A 17,501-nucleotide genomic window follows, 5' to 3' on the forward strand; every position below is an offset into this window, starting at 1 on the left:
AAAAACGTAAGGAACATATTACGTTTGCTACTAAACTATTTGATAGTTATGAAATTTGCCATTATACTTTTAGCAACGGTATTCCTTCAGTCTACATATGCCGTAGATGTAAATGCTCAAAACATCAGTATTTCTAAGAAAAATGCTTCGATACCAAGTCTTTTGAGAGAGATTCGATTACAAACCGGATATGACTTCTTTTTTGAAGAGAATACATTAAACGAAGCCAAAACAGTAACTATTCATATCAAGAATGGTTCGTTAGATGAGGTTCTGCAAACTGTTTTTAAAGGACAACCATTTACCTATTCGGTTTCGCAGAATACTGTTATTATAAAAAATAGGGGAAAAGTTAAACCCTTAAAAGAAACGAATCTTAGGGACGTTGACATCAAGATCGCGGGAACGGTGAGAGACAGTATGGGCGAACCGTTGGTGGGTGTTTCAATTAAAGTGAAAGGTACCAGCGTGGGTACCGTAACGAATATGAGTGGAAATTACGTTATTGATGCTTCAACAGATGCTATACTAGTTTTTACTTATTTAGGTTTTAAAACTATAGAGGTTCCGGTACAGGGACGTACGGCGATAAATATTGTCATGCAAAGAGATGACGCTGCGATAAGTGAAGTGGTCGTAGTGGGATTTGGTACTCAAAAGAAAGAGAGCTTAGTTGGGGCGCAATCTACTGTAAAAGCGACAGAATTAAAAACGCCTGCACGAGATTTAACAACGGTGTTAGCTGGTCGTTTGGCTGGTGTTGTTGCGACCCAGCGTAGTGGTGCCCCTGGCTCAGATGGCGCCACATTGTTAATAAGAGGAGTGGGAACATATGCCTCAAGTCCTCAAGGACCATTATTGGTTGTAGACGGTGTGCCTGATCGGGCGATCAATAATATTGATCCGGAAGATATTGAAAGTTTCACCATATTAAAGGATGCTACCGCAACAGCTGTATATGGTACACGGGGGGCGAACGGTGTGATTTTGATTAATACCAAAAGGGGTAAGCTGGGAAAACCTCAAATCAACGCCGAATTTAACCAGGCTTTAACACGTTTTACGTTGCTGCCGGAATTTTTGGATGGCCCGGAATTTATGACATTATATAATGAAGGGCTCGAAATGCGTGGTCGTGCACCCCTCTATTCAACGGAGATTATAGAAAACCATAGATCGGGGGAAGATCCTGATTTATATCCGAATGTTGATTGGTATAGTGTCCTGTTCAATAAATATGGTCATAACAACAGGGCAACATTAAATGTGAACGGCGGTTCGGAAAGTGCAACTTATTACATATCTGCGGGATATTTTGGTGAAGTTGGCCTCTTTAAAACGGACGATATACAGTCGTATAACTCGACACTAAAACTCGATCGTTTTAATTTTACCAGTAATGTAGGTGTAGATATTACCAAGTCAACAAAGCTGGAACTAGGTATCAATGGGTTTATAACGAATGTTAATCGCCCCGCATACGGGATAAACCAGATATTTGCACTGGCTACAAGCACAGCACCACACGTCATTCCACCGCAATATTCCAATGGATTGTGGCCGCAGCTTTCAGGTACACAAATTAGCCCCTACATGGCATTAACACAATCAGGTATAAATAATTCTTATCAGACGGCCGTGCGTTCCAACCTTCGGGTGAAGCAGGATTTAGCAATGGTACTTGACGGATTAAGTGCTACCGGTATGTTTGCCTTTGATGTGAATCTAACTAACAGTACTGCCCGTAGCCGCACATTGCAAACATATTATGCGTCCGGAAGGGATGATAATGGCGACCTGATAACGAGTATAACAACGCCTGGCACGGAAGAACTGGCGTTTTCCATCTCACGCTATGGTGATCGACGTTTTTATTCGGAAGCAGCGTTAAATTATAGTCATCAATTTGGCATGCATGATGTTTCAGGGCTGCTCCTGTTCAATCAATCTGACTATGCGGATGCTACTTCTCGGGTAAGCTCGTATCAAGCTGCCATTCCATATCGTCAACGAAATATTGTTGGAAGAGCCAATTATGGTTATGATGGCAGGTACTATGCAGAAGCAAATTTTTCGTATTCTGGCTCGGATAATTTTGTGCCGGGTAAAAGATTTGGTTTCTTTCCATCATTTGGAGCAGGATGGGTGGTGTCGCGTGAAAAATGGTATGAAGGCGTTAGTGATTATGTCCCATATTTAAAACTGCGTTACACATACGGTTTATCGGGGAATGCATCATTAAACGACCCTGATTCACGTTTCTTATACTTAACCACCATTGGCGAATCGGGAGGATATATCTTTGGACAACCCGGATCAAGTAAAACGGTAGGTTATTCTGAAACCCGTATTGGCGGAAATGTGCAATGGGAAACGTCTTATCGTCAGAATCTCGGTGTCGAAATGAATTTCCTAAATAATGATTTGCAGCTTATTGTTGAGCTTTTTAAGGAAGACCGAAAAGGGATCTTGCTAAGAAATCAAACCGTGCCCTATCTGTCTGGCTTTACGGCAGATAATCTCCCCTATAGTAACATTGGACAAACCAAAAATAAGGGAATTGACGTTACACTGGAATACAATAAACAATGGGCAGCAGACGGATTCTTCACCTTTCGGGGAGTATTCAACTATAATAAGAACTTAGCTGTAGTGGACGGAATCCCCCCATATCGCTATGACTACCTTAATAGGGTTGGAAAGCCAATTAGCCAACGCTTTGGCTATGTGGCAACAGGATTGTTTGAAACACAGGAAGAAATTGATAACGCGGCTACGCAAGCAGGAGATGTACGAATAGGAGATATCCGGTATAAGGATCTTAATGGAGACGGCATTATCAATAGTGACGACCGTACGGGTATCGGCTATGGTGCTATTCCCCGTATGGTATATGGGTTGACGTTTGGCGGTGGATTTAAAGGATTTGATCTGAGCTTATTCTTTCAAGGAGTTGGTATGGTTGATTTTAGCTACGAAAGTGGGTATGGAACGAATCCATTTTATAACGGGGCGACTTATGGGAATATGTATCGGCAGGTCTTAGATCGTTGGACACCGGAAAACCCCAATGCGGAAGCATTTTATCCGAGACTATCCACAGACAGGGATAATACGACCAATTATTACGCTAGCAACTGGTGGGTTTATCGCTCCGATTATATTCGGCTAAAACAAGCAGAACTCGGTTATTCATTTACGAAGAACCAATTTCTGGATAGGGTGGGGATGAGTAAACTGCGTGTCTACGCCAGTGGTACAAATTTATTGACGTTCTCGCCCTGGAAATTTTGGGATCCGGAACTAGGAGATGGAAGAGGGGCAGTTTACCCAAATATCAGTACATATAATGTTGGTGTTCGAGCGAACTTTAAATAATGACGACATGGAAAATGTTTTAATCAAAAAATTAATATACAGATTTTGTCTTATAAGCTTATTGGCATGGGGTGGTTGTCAGAAAAATTATTTTGATACGCAGCCTGATAACATACTGACTATTGATAAAATTTTTGTGAATCGCGGACAAACAGAAAAATGGCTAGCGGGTATTTATACCTTTGTACCGAATATCTGGAATTATGAAAGCTTTGTGACGCCATACACATTAACTACCGATGAATTGGATGCGAGTAACTGGGTTAATCCGGCAATAAACAGCGGAGCCTTAAATGCTGCCAATGCTTCACTTAAGTTTCTTGATTATTATGAAAGCATAAGAAAAGCATCTATATTTCTGGAAAATATAGATCGCAATCAGGAAATTAAGGATCTGGTCAACGGTTCGGAGATTATCCAGCAATATAAAGGGGAAGCTCGATTTTTGAGAGCTTATTATTATTGGCTGATGATGAAAGAGGTCGGACCGGTAGCTATAGCTCCTTTGCATTCTTCGTCACCAGATGACGATCTCCAGATACCGCGAAGTTCCTGGGATGAGTGTGTTGACTTTGTCTTGTCTGAAATTGCATTTGCAAAAGAAGATTTGCCGTTAAACAATTATGCGATGGGCAGCGATACAGAGCTGGATCCGGCTAGGATAGGTAGAATTAATCAAATCATCGCGACTGCAGTTGAATCCCAGATCTTACTTTTCCATGCAAGCCCATTATACAATGGCAATTCGGAGATGTCGGATTTTCGAAATTTTGACGGAAAGCAACTGATAGCACAACAATATGACCCCAATCGTTGGAGAAGGGCGGCTGATGCAGCAAAAGAAGCCATAGATATTGCGGAAAGTAATGGTAAACAACTATATAAAGTAAGCGATTCCGATCCTTTCAGAGCGGCATTTTTATCTTGTCGGAATTTGTATTGGGATGGAGCTAATATAGAAGGCATCTGGTTGCGAACAGAGAGCGGTATGAGCGGCTGGGAGCGACGTGTCGCACCTCGATCGGTAGAAGGTACCGGATATGCCGGTTTTTCTGTTGTTCAACGATTGGTCGATGATTTTAGGTTGCAGGATGGGTCTTCCATCCACTCAAATCCAAGTTATGTGGAGAACGAATACACGACAACCGCTACTCCTTATTATGTGTCGGGAACGAATAAGATGTACACCAATCGAGAGCCGAGATTTTACGTCGATATTACCTTCAACGGTGCGGTTAACCCGGGGGTATCAAAATCTGGAGCTGCTAATGCAAGAGTTGAACTGTTTTACACTGGTTCCTCTGGAAAAGCGGGAGAACCACGAAACTGGCCAACGACAGGCTATATTGCGCGAAAAAATATACCGCCAAATTATGTTGCTCCAAGTACTAGCGTGGCACGCCCCACTATCTTGATTCGTTTAGCAGAATTATATCTGAATTACGTGGAGGCACTGAACGAAGCGGAACCGGATCATCCGGATGTTGTAAAGTATTTGAATGCAGTACGCGAACGAGGAGGATTGCCGCCTATAGAAGAAAGTCTCGGACAGGCACAAATGCGCGAAGAAATACGCTTGGAAAGGCGTATTGAATTATGTTTTGAAGGGCACCGTTACTTTGATGTAAGACGTTGGAAAGTAGCTGACAAACCTGGTTCCGAACAAGGAGGAGCATTTTATGGTATGGATATAAATGAAGGAACATCACTGTCCGATCCAAAATTCCATCAACGGACCTTAGTCTTTAGAAGAGCAAATTGGCAGAAGAGATTTTATTTTATGCCTTACGGACAACGAGAAATTGACAGAAATCGAGTGCTTGTAAACCCTCCAGGTTATTAATGCTTTTATTCGCATGGAGATATTTCACTCATAAATAATTATTGTAATGAAAAATAGAAAATATTTTATAGCTATCTGGATATCGATATTGTTCGTTATGTCCTGTACAGAAGATACGCCGCCCTATGAAGTTCTCACTGAATCAAAAGATGGAGCGCAGGTGTTTATTGCAAAAGCTAATTCAGGTGGGCAAAAACTGGCGACTTTTCCATATGGACAGGACGAGATTACTATAAAATTCAACACTGGATTTGGAGCTTTAGGCCTGCCGGCAAATCCCATTCGCGTACTGCTTGCCGAAGATCAGGCGGCTTTTGACAGTATTAATAATGTTCGGATTACGGATGGCTTGCCTCCTTATGAACATTTTCCTGCACAAGCTTATACCATTGATGTTCTGGATTTGGTAATTCCAAAGGGAGCATTATATTCTAACTATTCTACGTTAATGTATCGACCGAAAGAATTTGATACAGAGAAAGACTATTTGTTAGCTTTAAGTATTAAAGACGCAGAAGGATATAGTATCAGTCCGACAGCAAAATCTGTTCTGTTTGTTGTAGATAGGTTGATAGAAAAACCGGCTAATACGTCAGGATGGGTAGCAGAGGCTTCTTCAGAAGAGCCTGGTCAGGGTACGGGTTTGGCTTCTGCTGTTTTAGACGGAAATCTGAATACGATCTGGCATGCACGTTATAAGCCAGAACCTAGGGAAACTTACCCACATTGGTTGAGTTTTGATATGATAAAGGAGATTTATGTAACGAAAGTGTCCATAGCAACACGTCAAAACAATGTAAATGGAATGACCAAATTTAAGCTAGAAGGAAGTCGAGATGGTGACAATTGGTTTGCTCTTTCGGAGGAGTTGGATTTTGATCCCGCGAATAGAAATTATCAAACCTATCCAATAGAACCGCAATATTTGAAGAATATAAGGATTATTATGCTTGAAGGTAAACAAGCAACAACATTTTTAGCAGAATTTGTCGTTTATACGTATTAGAACGATAAGTTCTTAAAAAAATCAGCACCGACAAAGTAGAGACGCCCTTAATTTGCGTCTCTACTTTTTTATTTCTACTTTTGGCATTTGACTTTGATGAATATGGAATATGAAATTATCCGCTTGGATAACGGTATCCGTGCGGTATTTCACCGTCAGATTTCTCCTATTACTCATACCTGTTTGGTTGTAAATGCTGGTTCCCGAGATGAAGAAGAGGGTAAATATGGTGTGGCCCATTTTATCGAGCACTTATTGTTTAAGCAAACGGAGAGACGTTCCATGCAGCAGATTCTCAATTACTTGGAAGCTGTAGGGGGCGACTTAAATGCTTACACGACCAAAGAATATACTTGTGTGCATGCCTCTATTTTAAAGCCACACCTATCTAAGGCGCTGGACTTATTTGAGGACATCATCTTCCATTCTACATTTCCAATAGATGAAATGGAAAAAGAGAAAGGTGTTATTGTGGACGAAATGGCATCCTATCGGGATAACCCCGAAGAATCAATTATGGATGATTACGAAGATTTGATTTTTAAACGGTCGGGGTTGGGACACAATATCCTAGGGTTAGAAAACGATCTTTTAGCTTTTACGAGAGAAGATGTTCAGCAATTTATCTGTCAAAATTATCATACCCATGATATCGTTATCGGTATCACGGGAGATTATGAGTTAAAGACGGTGGAAAAAATGTTAAGACGTTACTTTGAGCCAGTAAAAGAAAACAAACCCGCACGCTCGCGTAAAGAGGTACTTGTGAATGCGTCCCAGCATGTGGAATTAAAGAAACCTATCAATCAAGTGCATTTCATGTTGGGTGCGCCTGCGTATAGTATGCATGACGATCGTAAAACCGGCTTGCTCCTGCTCAATAATATGTTGGGTGGATTTGGTATGGCATCTATTCTTAATCTTGCTGTTCGGGAAAAATACGGAATTGCTTATACAATTGAATCAAACTACACACTTTTTACGGATACAGGGTTGTTCACGATTTATCTCGGTACCGATGAGGAAAAGATAAAACGGGCGAAAAAACTTGTCTTCCGGGAGCTTGATAAATTGAAAACAAAAGGAGTTTCGGAAAATCAACTACAAAAGGCAAAAAATAAGTTTAAAGGGCAAATCGCACTGGCAGAGGAGAATAGAATGAGTATGATTATAGCAGAAGCAAAAAATATAATGGACTACGATCGGGTCATATCGCTAAACGAGGTCTTTGAAAAGATAGATGCGGTATCTGCTAATGACTTGTTGTCGATTGCACAAGATATTTTTGATGAAAGGAAACTAACGTCCTTAGCGTTTCTCCCCGAATAGACAAAAGAACGGTGGTAAAGAGACAAAGACAACAGAATTTTTTATTTTTGAAGATGAAAACAGCATATATTTTTCCAGGTCAAGGTGCTCAGTTCGTAGGAATGGGACAGGACTTATACAATTTAAATCAAGAGACGAAGTCTCTTTTTGAACAGGCAAATGATATTTTGGGTTTCCGTATTACCGATATTATGTTTTCCGGAACAGATGAGGATTTAAAACAAACAAAGGTAACACAGCCGGCTATTTTCCTCCATTCGGTTATCTTGGCAAAAGCCCTGGGCGATAGCTTTCAACCGGCGATGGTGGCGGGACATTCTTTAGGCGAATTCTCTGCATTGGTAGCAGCAGGGGCATTGTCTTTTGAAGATGGACTAAGGTTGGTAGCGAAGCGTGCCAATGCGATGCAAGAAGCATGTGAGGCGCATCCCTCGACAATGGCCGCTATTCTAGGATTAGATGATGAAACGGTAGAGAAGGTATGTGCGCAAGTAGAAGATGTTGTCGTGGCGGCAAATTATAATTGCCCAGGGCAATTAGTTATTTCGGGAACGATAGAAGGGGTGGATAAAGCTTGTGTTTTGTTGACTGAAGCAGGGGCTAAACGTGCGCTGAAATTAAATGTCGGAGGTGCATTCCATTCGCCGTTGATGGAACCGGCAAAAGTAGAGCTACAAGCTGCTATCGAAGAAACAGAAATAAAAGAGCCTATTTGTCCTATCGTACAAAATGTGGATGCAAAACCCTATACAAATCCAGTACAGATCAAAGCGAACCTAATCGCGCAACTGACAGGAGCTGTCCGTTGGACACAAACGGTGCAACAAATGTTAGCAGACGGTGCGGAAGCTTTCGTAGAAGTAGGCCCAGGGAATGTATTACAGGGATTGGTTAAAAAGGTAGATCGTTCGGCGCAGACATCGGCGGCGACGGTTGGTTAGGCTGTAAAAAAATAAGGACGCAGTACTGCGTCCTTATTTTTTTATTTAGCTTCTTCGAGCACTTGCGTGTTCAACTTCACGTATTCTTCATTATTACCGGCTTTGGCCATCGCAACACCCTCGGTTGCGGCTTTGATAGCTCCGGCTTTGTCACCCGATTTTAATAAAATCCGTGCTTTCCAATATTTGATATGAGGGGCTTTTGTATTGCCTTTATCTGCCTCATTAGCCCATTCGACGGCTTTGTTAATGTCTAGATTGTTATTGTAATAATATTGAGCGGCTGCAAAATAAGGTTTCTTTTCTCCTTTCATCGCTTCCTCGATACCTGCTATGATCTCTTTGGACTGATCAACGGAAATAGGGAAAGAAACTTTCGTGTTTTCCCACGACAATGTTAAATCTGCACCGTTCGGTTTTACATTTTCAAAGGCAATCGTGAAAGATTCTACTTTATCCGAGGTTTGTTTTGACTTGGCTTGAAAACGTAAAAAATCTTCGCTTTGGTTATACTGGTAAGCACCCCATTGCTCGACATTTTTACTTAGAATGATAGTCCAATCACCTTTAGTTGGAATAGTAAAGAGTCCGTATGTACCGGCAGGAACTTTATTGCCCGCAATCGTTACTTCCTCTTCAAAAGTAAGAGAAGGTATACCATTTGCTCCTGTCCGCCAAACTTGGTCGTAGGGCACCAACCCTCCGAAGATCGTACGGCTGTTTACGTTTGGACGCTGATATACAAGAGTGACCTTTTTGATACCGATGCCTTGTTCGATTTTTGTTGTGCTGCTGGCAGGCGGAAACTTCGCTTGGGCTTGTGACTCTTGTGTTGAAAACAGGATCACTCCGGCAAATACTAGCGAAAAGAATATCTTCTTCATATACATGTTGTTTATTTTTCTATGCTAAAATAAGGTTTCTTATGATTTTTTCCCCACTTTATGTCCGGCAATTCCGTAATAAAAAATGAATAAATAACAGGGAAGGGCTATCCAGTAAGCGGCATGGGAACCTACCATATGGGCTATTTGTCCATAAATTAGCGGTATAACAGCTCCACCTGCAATACCCATAACTAGTAAACCTGAAGCTGCATTGGTAAATCTTCCTACTCCTTTTAATGCCAATGGCCAGATAGCCGGCCATACCAAGGAATTCGCTAAACCTAACAACGCAACAAAAGTAAGCGAAAGCATGCCATCTGTAAAAACAATTCCTAAAGTAAAGATGATACCTAAGATAGCACATGCTTTCATAGCAGTTTCTTGTGTGAAATATTTTGGTATAGCGATGATTCCGATAATATAACCTAATACCATTGCTCCCATGGTATATCCTGTAAAGACAGTTGCTTTATCTAAACTGACACCTTGCGATACACCATAGGCAATAATCGTGTCGCCAGCAAGAACTTCTACTCCCACATACATAAACAGCGCAATGAAGCCCAATATAACATGTGGAAAATCCCAAATACTCTTTTTATCTTCCGATATGATATGGTGGTCAGCTGTCTCTTCTTCATCTCCTTTTACTTCTGGAAGATTTGCACGCGAAATCCAAATAGCTAGAAGCACTAGCACAACAACGATACCGATGTAGGGATTAACAACCTGTAGCGCTACCTGATCTAGCGCAGCCGAATATTGGTCTGCCGGCATCGACTCCACTTGCTTAGCAATCTTATCAGCTTCGCCAAGATTTAGGAATAATCCTAGTAGGACTGGAGCAATAGCACCTGCTACCTTATTGCAAATACCCATAATACTAATTCGTCTTGCAGCCGTCTCGACGGGGCCTATAATTGTAATATAGGGATTGGATGCAGTTTGTAGTATAGCTAAACCTCCACCCATCGTAAATAGACCTACTAAAAAGATGAGATATGTTCTAGTATAGGCAGCCGGAATAAATAATAAAGCACCCACAGCCATTACACCAAGAGATATAGCCATTCCTTTCTTAAACCCGTATTTATTTAATACCCATGTAGAGACTGGTGCCATAACCAAATAGGCGATATAAAACGCAAAAGTTACAAAATAAGATTGTACTTCTGTAAGTTCACACGCTATTCTGAGATATGGTATCAATAAGGAGTTTAGCCAGGTAGCAAAACCGAAAATAAAGAATAGAGAAGCAATAATAATCATTGGTCCTATTGAAGATTGACCAGTCTGTTGTGTTGAGGTTTTCGAATCCATTTGTGGAATATTAGATTTAATATGTGATTATCAAAATCGAATTACAAGACTAATAAAATATATTGATATTAGGAAACAGAAAAATGTACACAAACGGTTGCATTTTGTAAAAACCTTTATATAATTCTATGCGAGCAAAATTGGAAAGTTATTAAACGTCTTTAGGGGGCATTGGAGGTTAACACTTCTTAAAAAAAATAGAGAGACTTCATTTGGGGGTGAAGTCTCTCTAAAACCTAAACCGTATCATAAAACCATATCGAATGGTGTTTGTATATAGAGTACAATTTAGATAACAATATAGTTTTAAAAATTTTTAATTTTTTTTTACAAGTTTTTGATTGCATCGGTTTTCCTTCAGGAGGGTTTTTCTATAATCGCTACTGTCAGCCGGGAAATACAGATAAGAATATCTTTTTCGTTTTTGATTTTAATATCCCATACGTGACTTTTTTTTCCGATATGAAGGGGAGAACAATAAGCATATAGCGTGCCCTCTGCAACGGATTTCAAGTGATTTGCATTTACTTCCATGCCTACGCCCACGAGATGTTGCGGATCAATAATAAGGTTCGAAGCAATACTCCCTACAGACTCTGCTAACACGACAGACGCCCCGCCATGCAAAATTCCAAACGGCTGCTTTACTTTGTCAGTTATAGGCATAGAAGCGATGAGCATATCGCTACGTACCTCTGTTGCCCGAATGTTAAGGTAACCTGTCATAAACTTATGGAAGATACTGTTAATCTCTTCCAACGTATAATCTTTAAGCCAAATTTTCGACGTTTTCATCATAATTACCACCCTATGTCAATGTTATTTGCATCTCGGTTTCATTATTGAGATAGCGTTCTTTTAAAATGATGCGATGATGCGTTAAGTGACCTGCAATCACGTAAAGGAAAGCCTTAACGGTGATGAGCCTGCCTGATGCCATACCTTTTCGTTCTAATTCCGTTTCGTTGAACGTATTGAATAACACGAGATTTGCTTTTCGAAGATATATAAATTCTTCTTCAATACTGTCCAAAGAACGTTCGTTGTGACGGCCATTTTGTACAAATTCATCCTGTTCAAAAGGAGCCAATTCCGTCATATCATTACGTGCAAACCGCAGGGCACGATACGCCATTACCCGTTCCGTGTCTAAGATGTGGCATAGTACCTCCTTGATTGTCCATTTTCCTTCAGCGTAGGTGTAATCGCCTAAGTCTTCTGGGATATTTCGAATAAATTCTGGGAACGTTTCTACCTGTTCGTACAGCTCTTCCATAACAGAACCAACTACATTCTCTATGTAGTCACTGTATATCGCAGGATATTCATCAGACTTGAGTGGGTTCATAGCGTAAATTACTTTTAAGTATAATCCTAAATGTTGTTCCTTTTCCTAGTTCAGATTCTTTAACAAATATCTGGCCTTGATGATAATCAACCATACGTTTTGTCAAGCTGAGCCCCAATCCCCAACCACGTTTACGTGTTGTAAAACCAGGTTGGAAAATCGCATCGAAGTTCGATTTCGGAATGCCCTTTCCTGTATCGCTAATGTCTATAAAAATTTCCTCTTTTGCAATGTTATCGATGATGTTAATCGTTATTTTTCCTTCGGACTCAATTGCATTCACCGCATTTTTTAGCAAGTTTTCGATAATCCAGTCGAATAAAGGGATATTCAATTTTGCTTCAACAGTCTTATCTCCAGTGATTTCAAAAGTAATTTTTTCACTGGTCCGTACTTTAAAATATTGGACGAAGTCGCGGATAACTTGATAAACCACGTGATTGGCTAAGGAAGGGATAGAGCCTATTTTAGAGAAACGATCCGCTACAACCTCGAGACGTTTTACATCTCGTTCCATTTCATTTAAGGAGCTATCATCCTCTGCATCGAACTTAATGCGTACGAGCTCTAACCAGCCCATTAATGACGATATAGGCGTGCCAAGCTGATGCGCAGCTTCTTTTGCCATACCTACCCATACTAAGTTTTGTTCTGATTTTTTGATAGAATTAAAAACTGTATACGCGATGATAAGAAAGATCGCAATCAGGGAGAGTTGGAGGTAAGGAAAAACACGCAGTTGGCGTAATGCCAGGGAATCTAGGTAATAAACAGACCACGTTTCGCCTGTATCTAGCGGGAGTGCAATTGGCGCATGGTTACGTTTCATCCTAGCCAACTGTTTCTCAAAATAAACAGGGTCATATTCTAATTCGCTATTAACGGAATCAGCCTGTTCTTCTATATTGGTCTTGTGAGGGTCTAAATCGCGCCAAAAGATGATATTGCCCTTGCTGTCTGTGATAATAGCCGGAATCGATAAACTGTCCCGCACCGCATACACATAGCTGATGAATTGATCATCTACATCGGGCATGGTCATAATACTCCGGGTACTCATCGCCCATACCTCGGCTTTGGTGCGTTCGGACTTGGAAAGGCTTTTGACCAAATAGTTTGTATAAAACAGCGAGGCGGCTGCAATGAGTGCCGCAAACAGAAAGAGGAGCACTTTCCATCGTTGTTTATTGTTATATTGATATAGATTGTCGTGATTCATATCTAAATAGTTTGCAAAATAGGGATTTTTTGCCATTCCTAAAATGTGTAATTTTGTCCCCATGAGTTCGCAACGAAAAGTAAGAGTGCGTTTTGCACCAAGTCCTACGGGCGGTTTACACCTCGGGGGTGTACGTACAGCATTGTTTAATTATCTGTATGCCCGCCATCATAAAGGTGATTTTATTTTGAGAATTGAAGATACCGATCAAACTCGTTTTGTGTCAGGTGCTGAAGAATACATCAACGAATGTTTGGATTGGTGTGGGCTTACACCCGATGAAGGCCCAAATAAACCAGATGGATATGGACCTTACCGGCAGAGCGAAAGGAAAGCATCTTATCGGCAGTATGCGGAACAACTGGTGAATAACGGATTCGCATATTATGCATTTGATACACCGGAAGAATTAGATGCACGACGGAAGGAAGAACCTAATTTTCGATATTCGCACGAAAACCGTTTACAATTGCGTAACTCATTAAGTCTTTCTGAAGAGGAAACGGCAAGATTATTATCTGACGGACGTCCGCATACGATCCGTATTAAAATGCCCGTAGAAGAAACCGTATCTTTTGAAGATATGATCCGGGGACGTGTTGCATTTGAAACGGGATTGATAGATGATAAAGTCTTGTTAAAAGCAGATGGTATGCCAACTTACCACCTAGCTGTTGTGGTCGATGACAAAGCGATGGAAATCTCGCATGTTTTCCGTGGAGAAGAGTGGCTTCCGTCGGCACCAGTGCATATATTATTGTGGGAATACTTAGGGTGGAAAGATGAAATGCCCCACTGGGCGCATTTGCCGCTTATATTGAAACCAGATGGAAACGGTAAGCTTAGCAAACGCGATGGTGACAGACTGGGTTTCCCGGTATATGCAATGAACTGGACCGACATAAAATCGGGTGATGTCACGAGAGGATTCCGAGAAATGGGATTCTTGCCGGAGGCTTTTATCAATATGCTGGCCGTTTTAGGTTGGAATGACGGAACGGAGCAAGAAATTTTTAGTATGGAGGAGCTCATTGCGAAGTTCTCGGTGGACAGAATTAGTAAGGCAGGGGCTAAATTCGATTTTGAAAAGGCGAAATGGTTTAACCATGAGTGGATAAAGAAAACGGACAATAAGGAAATCTTACCGCAGATAGAAGAGGTGTTAAAACAGCACGGCGTTGCTTTACCTCACTCAGATTATATAGCTAACGTGCTAGCTTTGGTTAAGGAGCGCATGACCTTTGTTGAAGATTTTTGGGAACAGGCTTCCTTTTTCTTTACGATACCGGAAACTTACGACGTGGATGCGGTAAGACCGAAATGGAATGAAAATAAAATAACCTTCTTTCAAGATATAGTAGCCGAATTTAGGGCAATGCAAGAATGGACTGCAAGTTCTCTGGAACCATTTTTTAAAAGTAAGATTGCTGATTCTGGCATGAAGATAGGCGAATTGATGATGCCTTTTCGGATTATGTTGGTGGGAGGGAAGTTTGGCCCTGATGTATTCCAGATTGCCGAGGCATTAGGTAAAGAGGGGGTTATTAAACGTATAGAAAAGGCGTTGCCGCATTTTGCATGACGATAATTACCGCATAAAAAAGGGAGCGCCAGCTCCCTTTTTTATGCGGTATAAATCTTATATTAACGAACAGGAGTGAACTCGTACATATTGTCAAAGACAATCGATCCGTTTACACCGGTAACAACATATCCCTTACCATCTAAAGAGAAGCCTACACCTTTTTCACGGGAGTCCGTGGAAAGCGCCTGATGCTTATCCGTCCATGAGTCAGAAGAAGGGTCGTATTTCCATACGGTGCTGGTTACGCTGTTAGCGTTTCTACCGCTGACAACATAAGCATAATTGCCGATGACAAAGGTGGCAGCGTTGTATTTACGCGCATCATAGGTATAGTTATCGTCCGATCGGTTTAAGCTGTTTAATGTCGTCCAATTCGTTCCGTCAAAAGTGTAAAGGCCGTCAGGAAGAGTTGAGCTGCCGCTATAACCGCCACCGATATATGCTTTGTTACCAATGACGAAAGCAAATGCCCCTGATAGCTTGTCCTTGAAAGGAAGATTGTCTACCGCGGACCATTCATCATTAGCGGGATCGTATCGGTATAAGTCTCCAAGACGGCCGCCGCCCACGTTAGTGCCAAGCCCGACATACGCATAATTTCCTAACGTAAATGCAACAGCGCCTGAACGTGCAACGCCAGGAAAGTTTTTAATCGGACTCCAGTTGTCTGTAGCTGGGTCGTATTGGTAGAAATCGTTGAATAACTCGTTGTTAAGGTTTCTTCCGGTACCCACATAACCTTTTCCTCCGACAGCAAAACCTACGGCTTCATGACGTGCTGGGCCAGTGAAGTCTTCAATGCTGCTCCAGCCTTTTCCGTTAAACACGCGACCATCTTGTGCCGTACCTACGGTTGGGTTTACGTATCCGCCAACCACATAAGTACCTTTACCGTCTATGGTGAATGAAGCGGCTCCACTACGCGGATCGCCTGTAAATACCGTTGATTTTGTCCATTCTGTAGGACCAGTATCTCCGCTGTCCCCCTCATCATCATCTTTCTTACATGAATTAAACGAAGCGAAAGCAATAGTGCAGGCAAAGAATAACAATAGCCAATTTTTCTTATTCATAAATTATCTAAATTTTGTGTATAATATATTCAGTTTTATTTTGGGTTTGGAGTTTTCCGATGCTATAAATGCCGTATTGAATGACCTAAACAGATCAGGAGGAATTATTTCGTTCTGCCCCTGCGTAGTGCTATTCGGATTTTCCATCAGATAAAAAGAAGTGTTGTCATAAATTTGCGTTGATTTTAACTGTTGCAAATACATCATTAAGTCGAAAGTATATGTTCCATTTCTTCCTGTTTCCACCCCCGGAACCAATACAGCGTATTGTGTTCCAGAACTATATACCGATTGTAATACGGACCTCGGAACACCGTCTTGATCATTGATAGACAGTACCAGATTACTTGGTACCGGATACATCGTATTTGTTTTTGACGATGTCTCTATCACAAGCTCGGCTTTATTGACCGCGATATTTTCAGCTTGCAAGAACTCTTTTAACGTAGGCAGAGAGATTTTCGCTACAGTTCCGCTGCCGGACTGTACATAGGTAAGTCCGCTTGTAGATGATGTCGGAATTGCTTTTTTAGCGGATAATTCTTCAAAGGCGGTTTCCGTCCGATCCGTAACGATGTTGTTATATTGAAAACCGGGCTCTAAAATACCAAGCGTTTTGAATCCCGTACGTTTATGCCCATCGGCAGATGGATAATTATAATTTATTCGGACCTCCACGACGTCATTGAAAGCAGCTACCGCTGTATTCTCCTCATCCGGAACAAGCACCAACCCTTTAAAATATTCTTTAAAGTTATCATAAGAGGTCACTTGTATATTACCAGCTTTTATACGGGTAAAGAAATCCTGTCCGATAGCGTCTGCCAAGCGGATACTGAGGCTATCCAATGTGTGCATGCGCGGCCTAAAAGAAATTGTTCCGATAGGTGTGCTATTGTAGCCAAACGTTTGGTCAGTAAAAATCGTGTTGCCAATGACGTAGAGAGGAAGTGCTTGATTAGGGAAAAGAGGCGTAGGTGTTTTTGTCGCCAGGGCCTCCGTCAATTGATGCACCGTGATTTTTTGCATTTTTGTCGTGTCCCCAAAAGAATACGGAGTAGCTGTCGGCTTTAAAACCAAGGTAATCGAATCAAACCGAGCAGTCTCTGGAATATCATTTGCTGTTGAAGTAAGCCCGATCCGAAAATATGATGTGGATTTTACGCTTCCGCTTTGCGGAACCGTCGCCTTTCCCACCAGTATATTTCCTGTGCCAGCAGAAGGTAAGTTCGCTAGCTGAACGGTAGAAGTATTGACGGTGAAAGAGTCTATCAAGGTAACCCCCACGTTGCTCGTCGCCGAATTATCTAACATGACGCTCATGTCTTTGTCGCAGGCCGCTACAATGATTAGTGTGAAAAATGGTATGGCAAAAAAGTGAATACTTCTCTTTAAAAAACGATTCATATTTAATGTCTGATCGGCAAAAGTAATTAAATAGAATTGTTAATCAGTGTTATATTTTGTTAAAAATAGTCATTTATACTTGTTTAGTGCACAGGCAGTAATTTATTCTCGTTTTTGTGACACGTAACTAGATTCTCGTGATTCTTGACTTGTAAGATGTATTTC

Annotated in this window: 13 protein-coding genes; 6 read left to right on the top strand and 7 right to left on the bottom strand. The window is 41.3% G+C overall.

The features are described from left to right. The first annotated feature begins 48 nt into the window (after positions 1–48). The 5 genes from H8B21_RS20360 to fabD all read left to right on the top strand — a co-directional run bounded on the left by H8B21_RS20360 (position 49) and on the right by fabD (position 8,497). Positions 49–3,378, top strand: coding sequence for a TonB-dependent receptor (locus H8B21_RS20360; RefSeq protein ID WP_190315697.1), 3,330 nt, complete (start codon positions 49–51; stop codon positions 3,376–3,378). Positions 3,379–3,385: 7 nt separating this feature from the next. Further along, positions 3,386–5,221, top strand: coding sequence for a RagB/SusD family nutrient uptake outer membrane protein (locus H8B21_RS20365; protein ID WP_190315698.1), 1,836 nt, complete (start codon positions 3,386–3,388; stop codon positions 5,219–5,221). A gap of 46 nt (positions 5,222–5,267) precedes the next feature. Then, positions 5,268–6,227 carry a discoidin domain-containing protein gene (locus H8B21_RS20370; protein WP_190315699.1) on the top strand — a complete coding sequence of 320 codons (960 nt, stop codon included), beginning with the start codon at positions 5,268–5,270 and terminating at the stop codon, positions 6,225–6,227. 102 nt (positions 6,228–6,329) lie between these two features. After that, complete coding sequence (locus H8B21_RS20375) at positions 6,330–7,556, top strand: M16 family metallopeptidase (RefSeq protein ID WP_190315700.1); 1,227 nt, start codon at positions 6,330–6,332, stop codon at positions 7,554–7,556. Between the two features lie 53 nt (positions 7,557–7,609). After that, positions 7,610–8,497 carry an ACP S-malonyltransferase gene (gene fabD / locus H8B21_RS20380; protein ID WP_190315701.1) on the top strand — a complete coding sequence of 296 codons (888 nt, stop codon included), beginning with the start codon at positions 7,610–7,612 and terminating at the stop codon, positions 8,495–8,497. A gap of 41 nt (positions 8,498–8,538) precedes the next feature. Here fabD and H8B21_RS20385 read toward each other — a convergent pair whose 3' ends face one another. From H8B21_RS20385 to H8B21_RS20405, 5 genes are all read right to left on the bottom strand, one after another. Further along, on the bottom strand, positions 8,539–9,381 hold the full coding sequence (locus H8B21_RS20385; protein WP_190315702.1) for a DUF2911 domain-containing protein: 843 nt from the start codon (positions 9,379–9,381) through the stop codon (positions 8,539–8,541). Positions 9,382–9,420: 39 nt separating this feature from the next. Further along, complete coding sequence (locus tag H8B21_RS20390) at positions 9,421–10,704, bottom strand: sugar MFS transporter (RefSeq protein WP_190315703.1); 1,284 nt, start codon at positions 10,702–10,704, stop codon at positions 9,421–9,423. Between the two features lie 357 nt (positions 10,705–11,061). Further along, complete coding sequence (locus H8B21_RS20395; RefSeq protein WP_262891568.1) at positions 11,062–11,502, bottom strand: hotdog fold thioesterase; 441 nt, start codon at positions 11,500–11,502, stop codon at positions 11,062–11,064. 10 nt (positions 11,503–11,512) lie between these two features. Continuing rightward, on the bottom strand, positions 11,513–12,052 hold the full coding sequence (locus H8B21_RS20400) for a DinB family protein (RefSeq protein ID WP_190315704.1): 540 nt from the start codon (positions 12,050–12,052) through the stop codon (positions 11,513–11,515). Beyond that, the gene (locus H8B21_RS20405) at positions 12,033–13,307 is read right to left on the bottom strand and encodes a sensor histidine kinase (RefSeq protein ID WP_223815164.1); all 1,275 of its coding nucleotides are present in this window, start codon (positions 13,305–13,307) and stop codon (positions 12,033–12,035) included. The genes H8B21_RS20400 and H8B21_RS20405 overlap by 20 nt, the downstream gene beginning before the upstream one ends. Before the next feature lie 25 nt (positions 13,308–13,332). Here H8B21_RS20405 and gltX point away from each other — a divergent pair, with 25 nt between their 5' ends. After that, on the top strand, positions 13,333–14,853 hold the full coding sequence (gltX, locus tag H8B21_RS20410) for a glutamate--tRNA ligase (protein WP_190315705.1): 1,521 nt from the start codon (positions 13,333–13,335) through the stop codon (positions 14,851–14,853). A 62-nt stretch (positions 14,854–14,915) separates the two neighbouring features. Here gltX and H8B21_RS20415 read toward each other — a convergent pair whose 3' ends face one another. Together H8B21_RS20415 and H8B21_RS20420 are read right to left on the bottom strand one after the other, a co-directional pair. Then, positions 14,916–15,929, bottom strand: coding sequence for a Kelch repeat-containing protein (locus H8B21_RS20415; RefSeq protein WP_190315706.1), 1,014 nt, complete (start codon positions 15,927–15,929; stop codon positions 14,916–14,918). 3 nt (positions 15,930–15,932) lie between these two features. Further along, positions 15,933–17,336 (bottom strand): DUF4270 family protein, encoded by a 1,404-nt coding sequence (locus H8B21_RS20420; protein WP_190315707.1) that lies wholly within the window; start codon positions 17,334–17,336, stop codon positions 15,933–15,935. Positions 17,337–17,501: the final 165 nt, after the last annotated feature.

The sequence above is a fragment of the Sphingobacterium chuzhouense genome (assembly GCF_014692525.1).
In the GTDB taxonomy this organism is placed as follows: Bacteria; Bacteroidota; Bacteroidia; order Sphingobacteriales; family Sphingobacteriaceae; genus Sphingobacterium; species Sphingobacterium chuzhouense.

Bases quoted from the DNA above. Each gene is read 5' to 3' on its own strand.
- H8B21_RS20405 (WP_223815164.1), bottom strand. From the start codon at position 13,307: ATGGCAAAAAATCCCTATTTTGCAAACTATTTAGATATGAATCACGAC.
- H8B21_RS20390 (WP_190315703.1), bottom strand. From the start codon at position 10,704: ATGGATTCGAAAACCTCAACACAACAGACTGGTCAATCTTCAATAGGA.
- H8B21_RS20395 (WP_262891568.1), bottom strand. From the start codon at position 11,502: ATGATGAAAACGTCGAAAATTTGGCTTAAAGATTATACGTTGGAAGAG.
- gltX (WP_190315705.1), top strand. From the start codon at position 13,333: ATGAGTTCGCAACGAAAAGTAAGAGTGCGTTTTGCACCAAGTCCTACG.
- H8B21_RS20375 (WP_190315700.1), top strand. From the start codon at position 6,330: ATGGAATATGAAATTATCCGCTTGGATAACGGTATCCGTGCGGTATTT.
- H8B21_RS20365 (WP_190315698.1), top strand. From the start codon at position 3,386: ATGGAAAATGTTTTAATCAAAAAATTAATATACAGATTTTGTCTTATA.
- fabD (WP_190315701.1), top strand. From the start codon at position 7,610: ATGAAAACAGCATATATTTTTCCAGGTCAAGGTGCTCAGTTCGTAGGA.
- H8B21_RS20360 (WP_190315697.1), top strand. From the start codon at position 49: ATGAAATTTGCCATTATACTTTTAGCAACGGTATTCCTTCAGTCTACA.
- H8B21_RS20370 (WP_190315699.1), top strand. From the start codon at position 5,268: ATGAAAAATAGAAAATATTTTATAGCTATCTGGATATCGATATTGTTC.
- H8B21_RS20420 (WP_190315707.1), bottom strand. From the start codon at position 17,336: ATGAATCGTTTTTTAAAGAGAAGTATTCACTTTTTTGCCATACCATTT.
- H8B21_RS20400 (WP_190315704.1), bottom strand. From the start codon at position 12,052: ATGAACCCACTCAAGTCTGATGAATATCCTGCGATATACAGTGACTAC.
- H8B21_RS20415 (WP_190315706.1), bottom strand. From the start codon at position 15,929: ATGAATAAGAAAAATTGGCTATTGTTATTCTTTGCCTGCACTATTGCT.
- H8B21_RS20385 (WP_190315702.1), bottom strand. From the start codon at position 9,381: ATGAAGAAGATATTCTTTTCGCTAGTATTTGCCGGAGTGATCCTGTTT.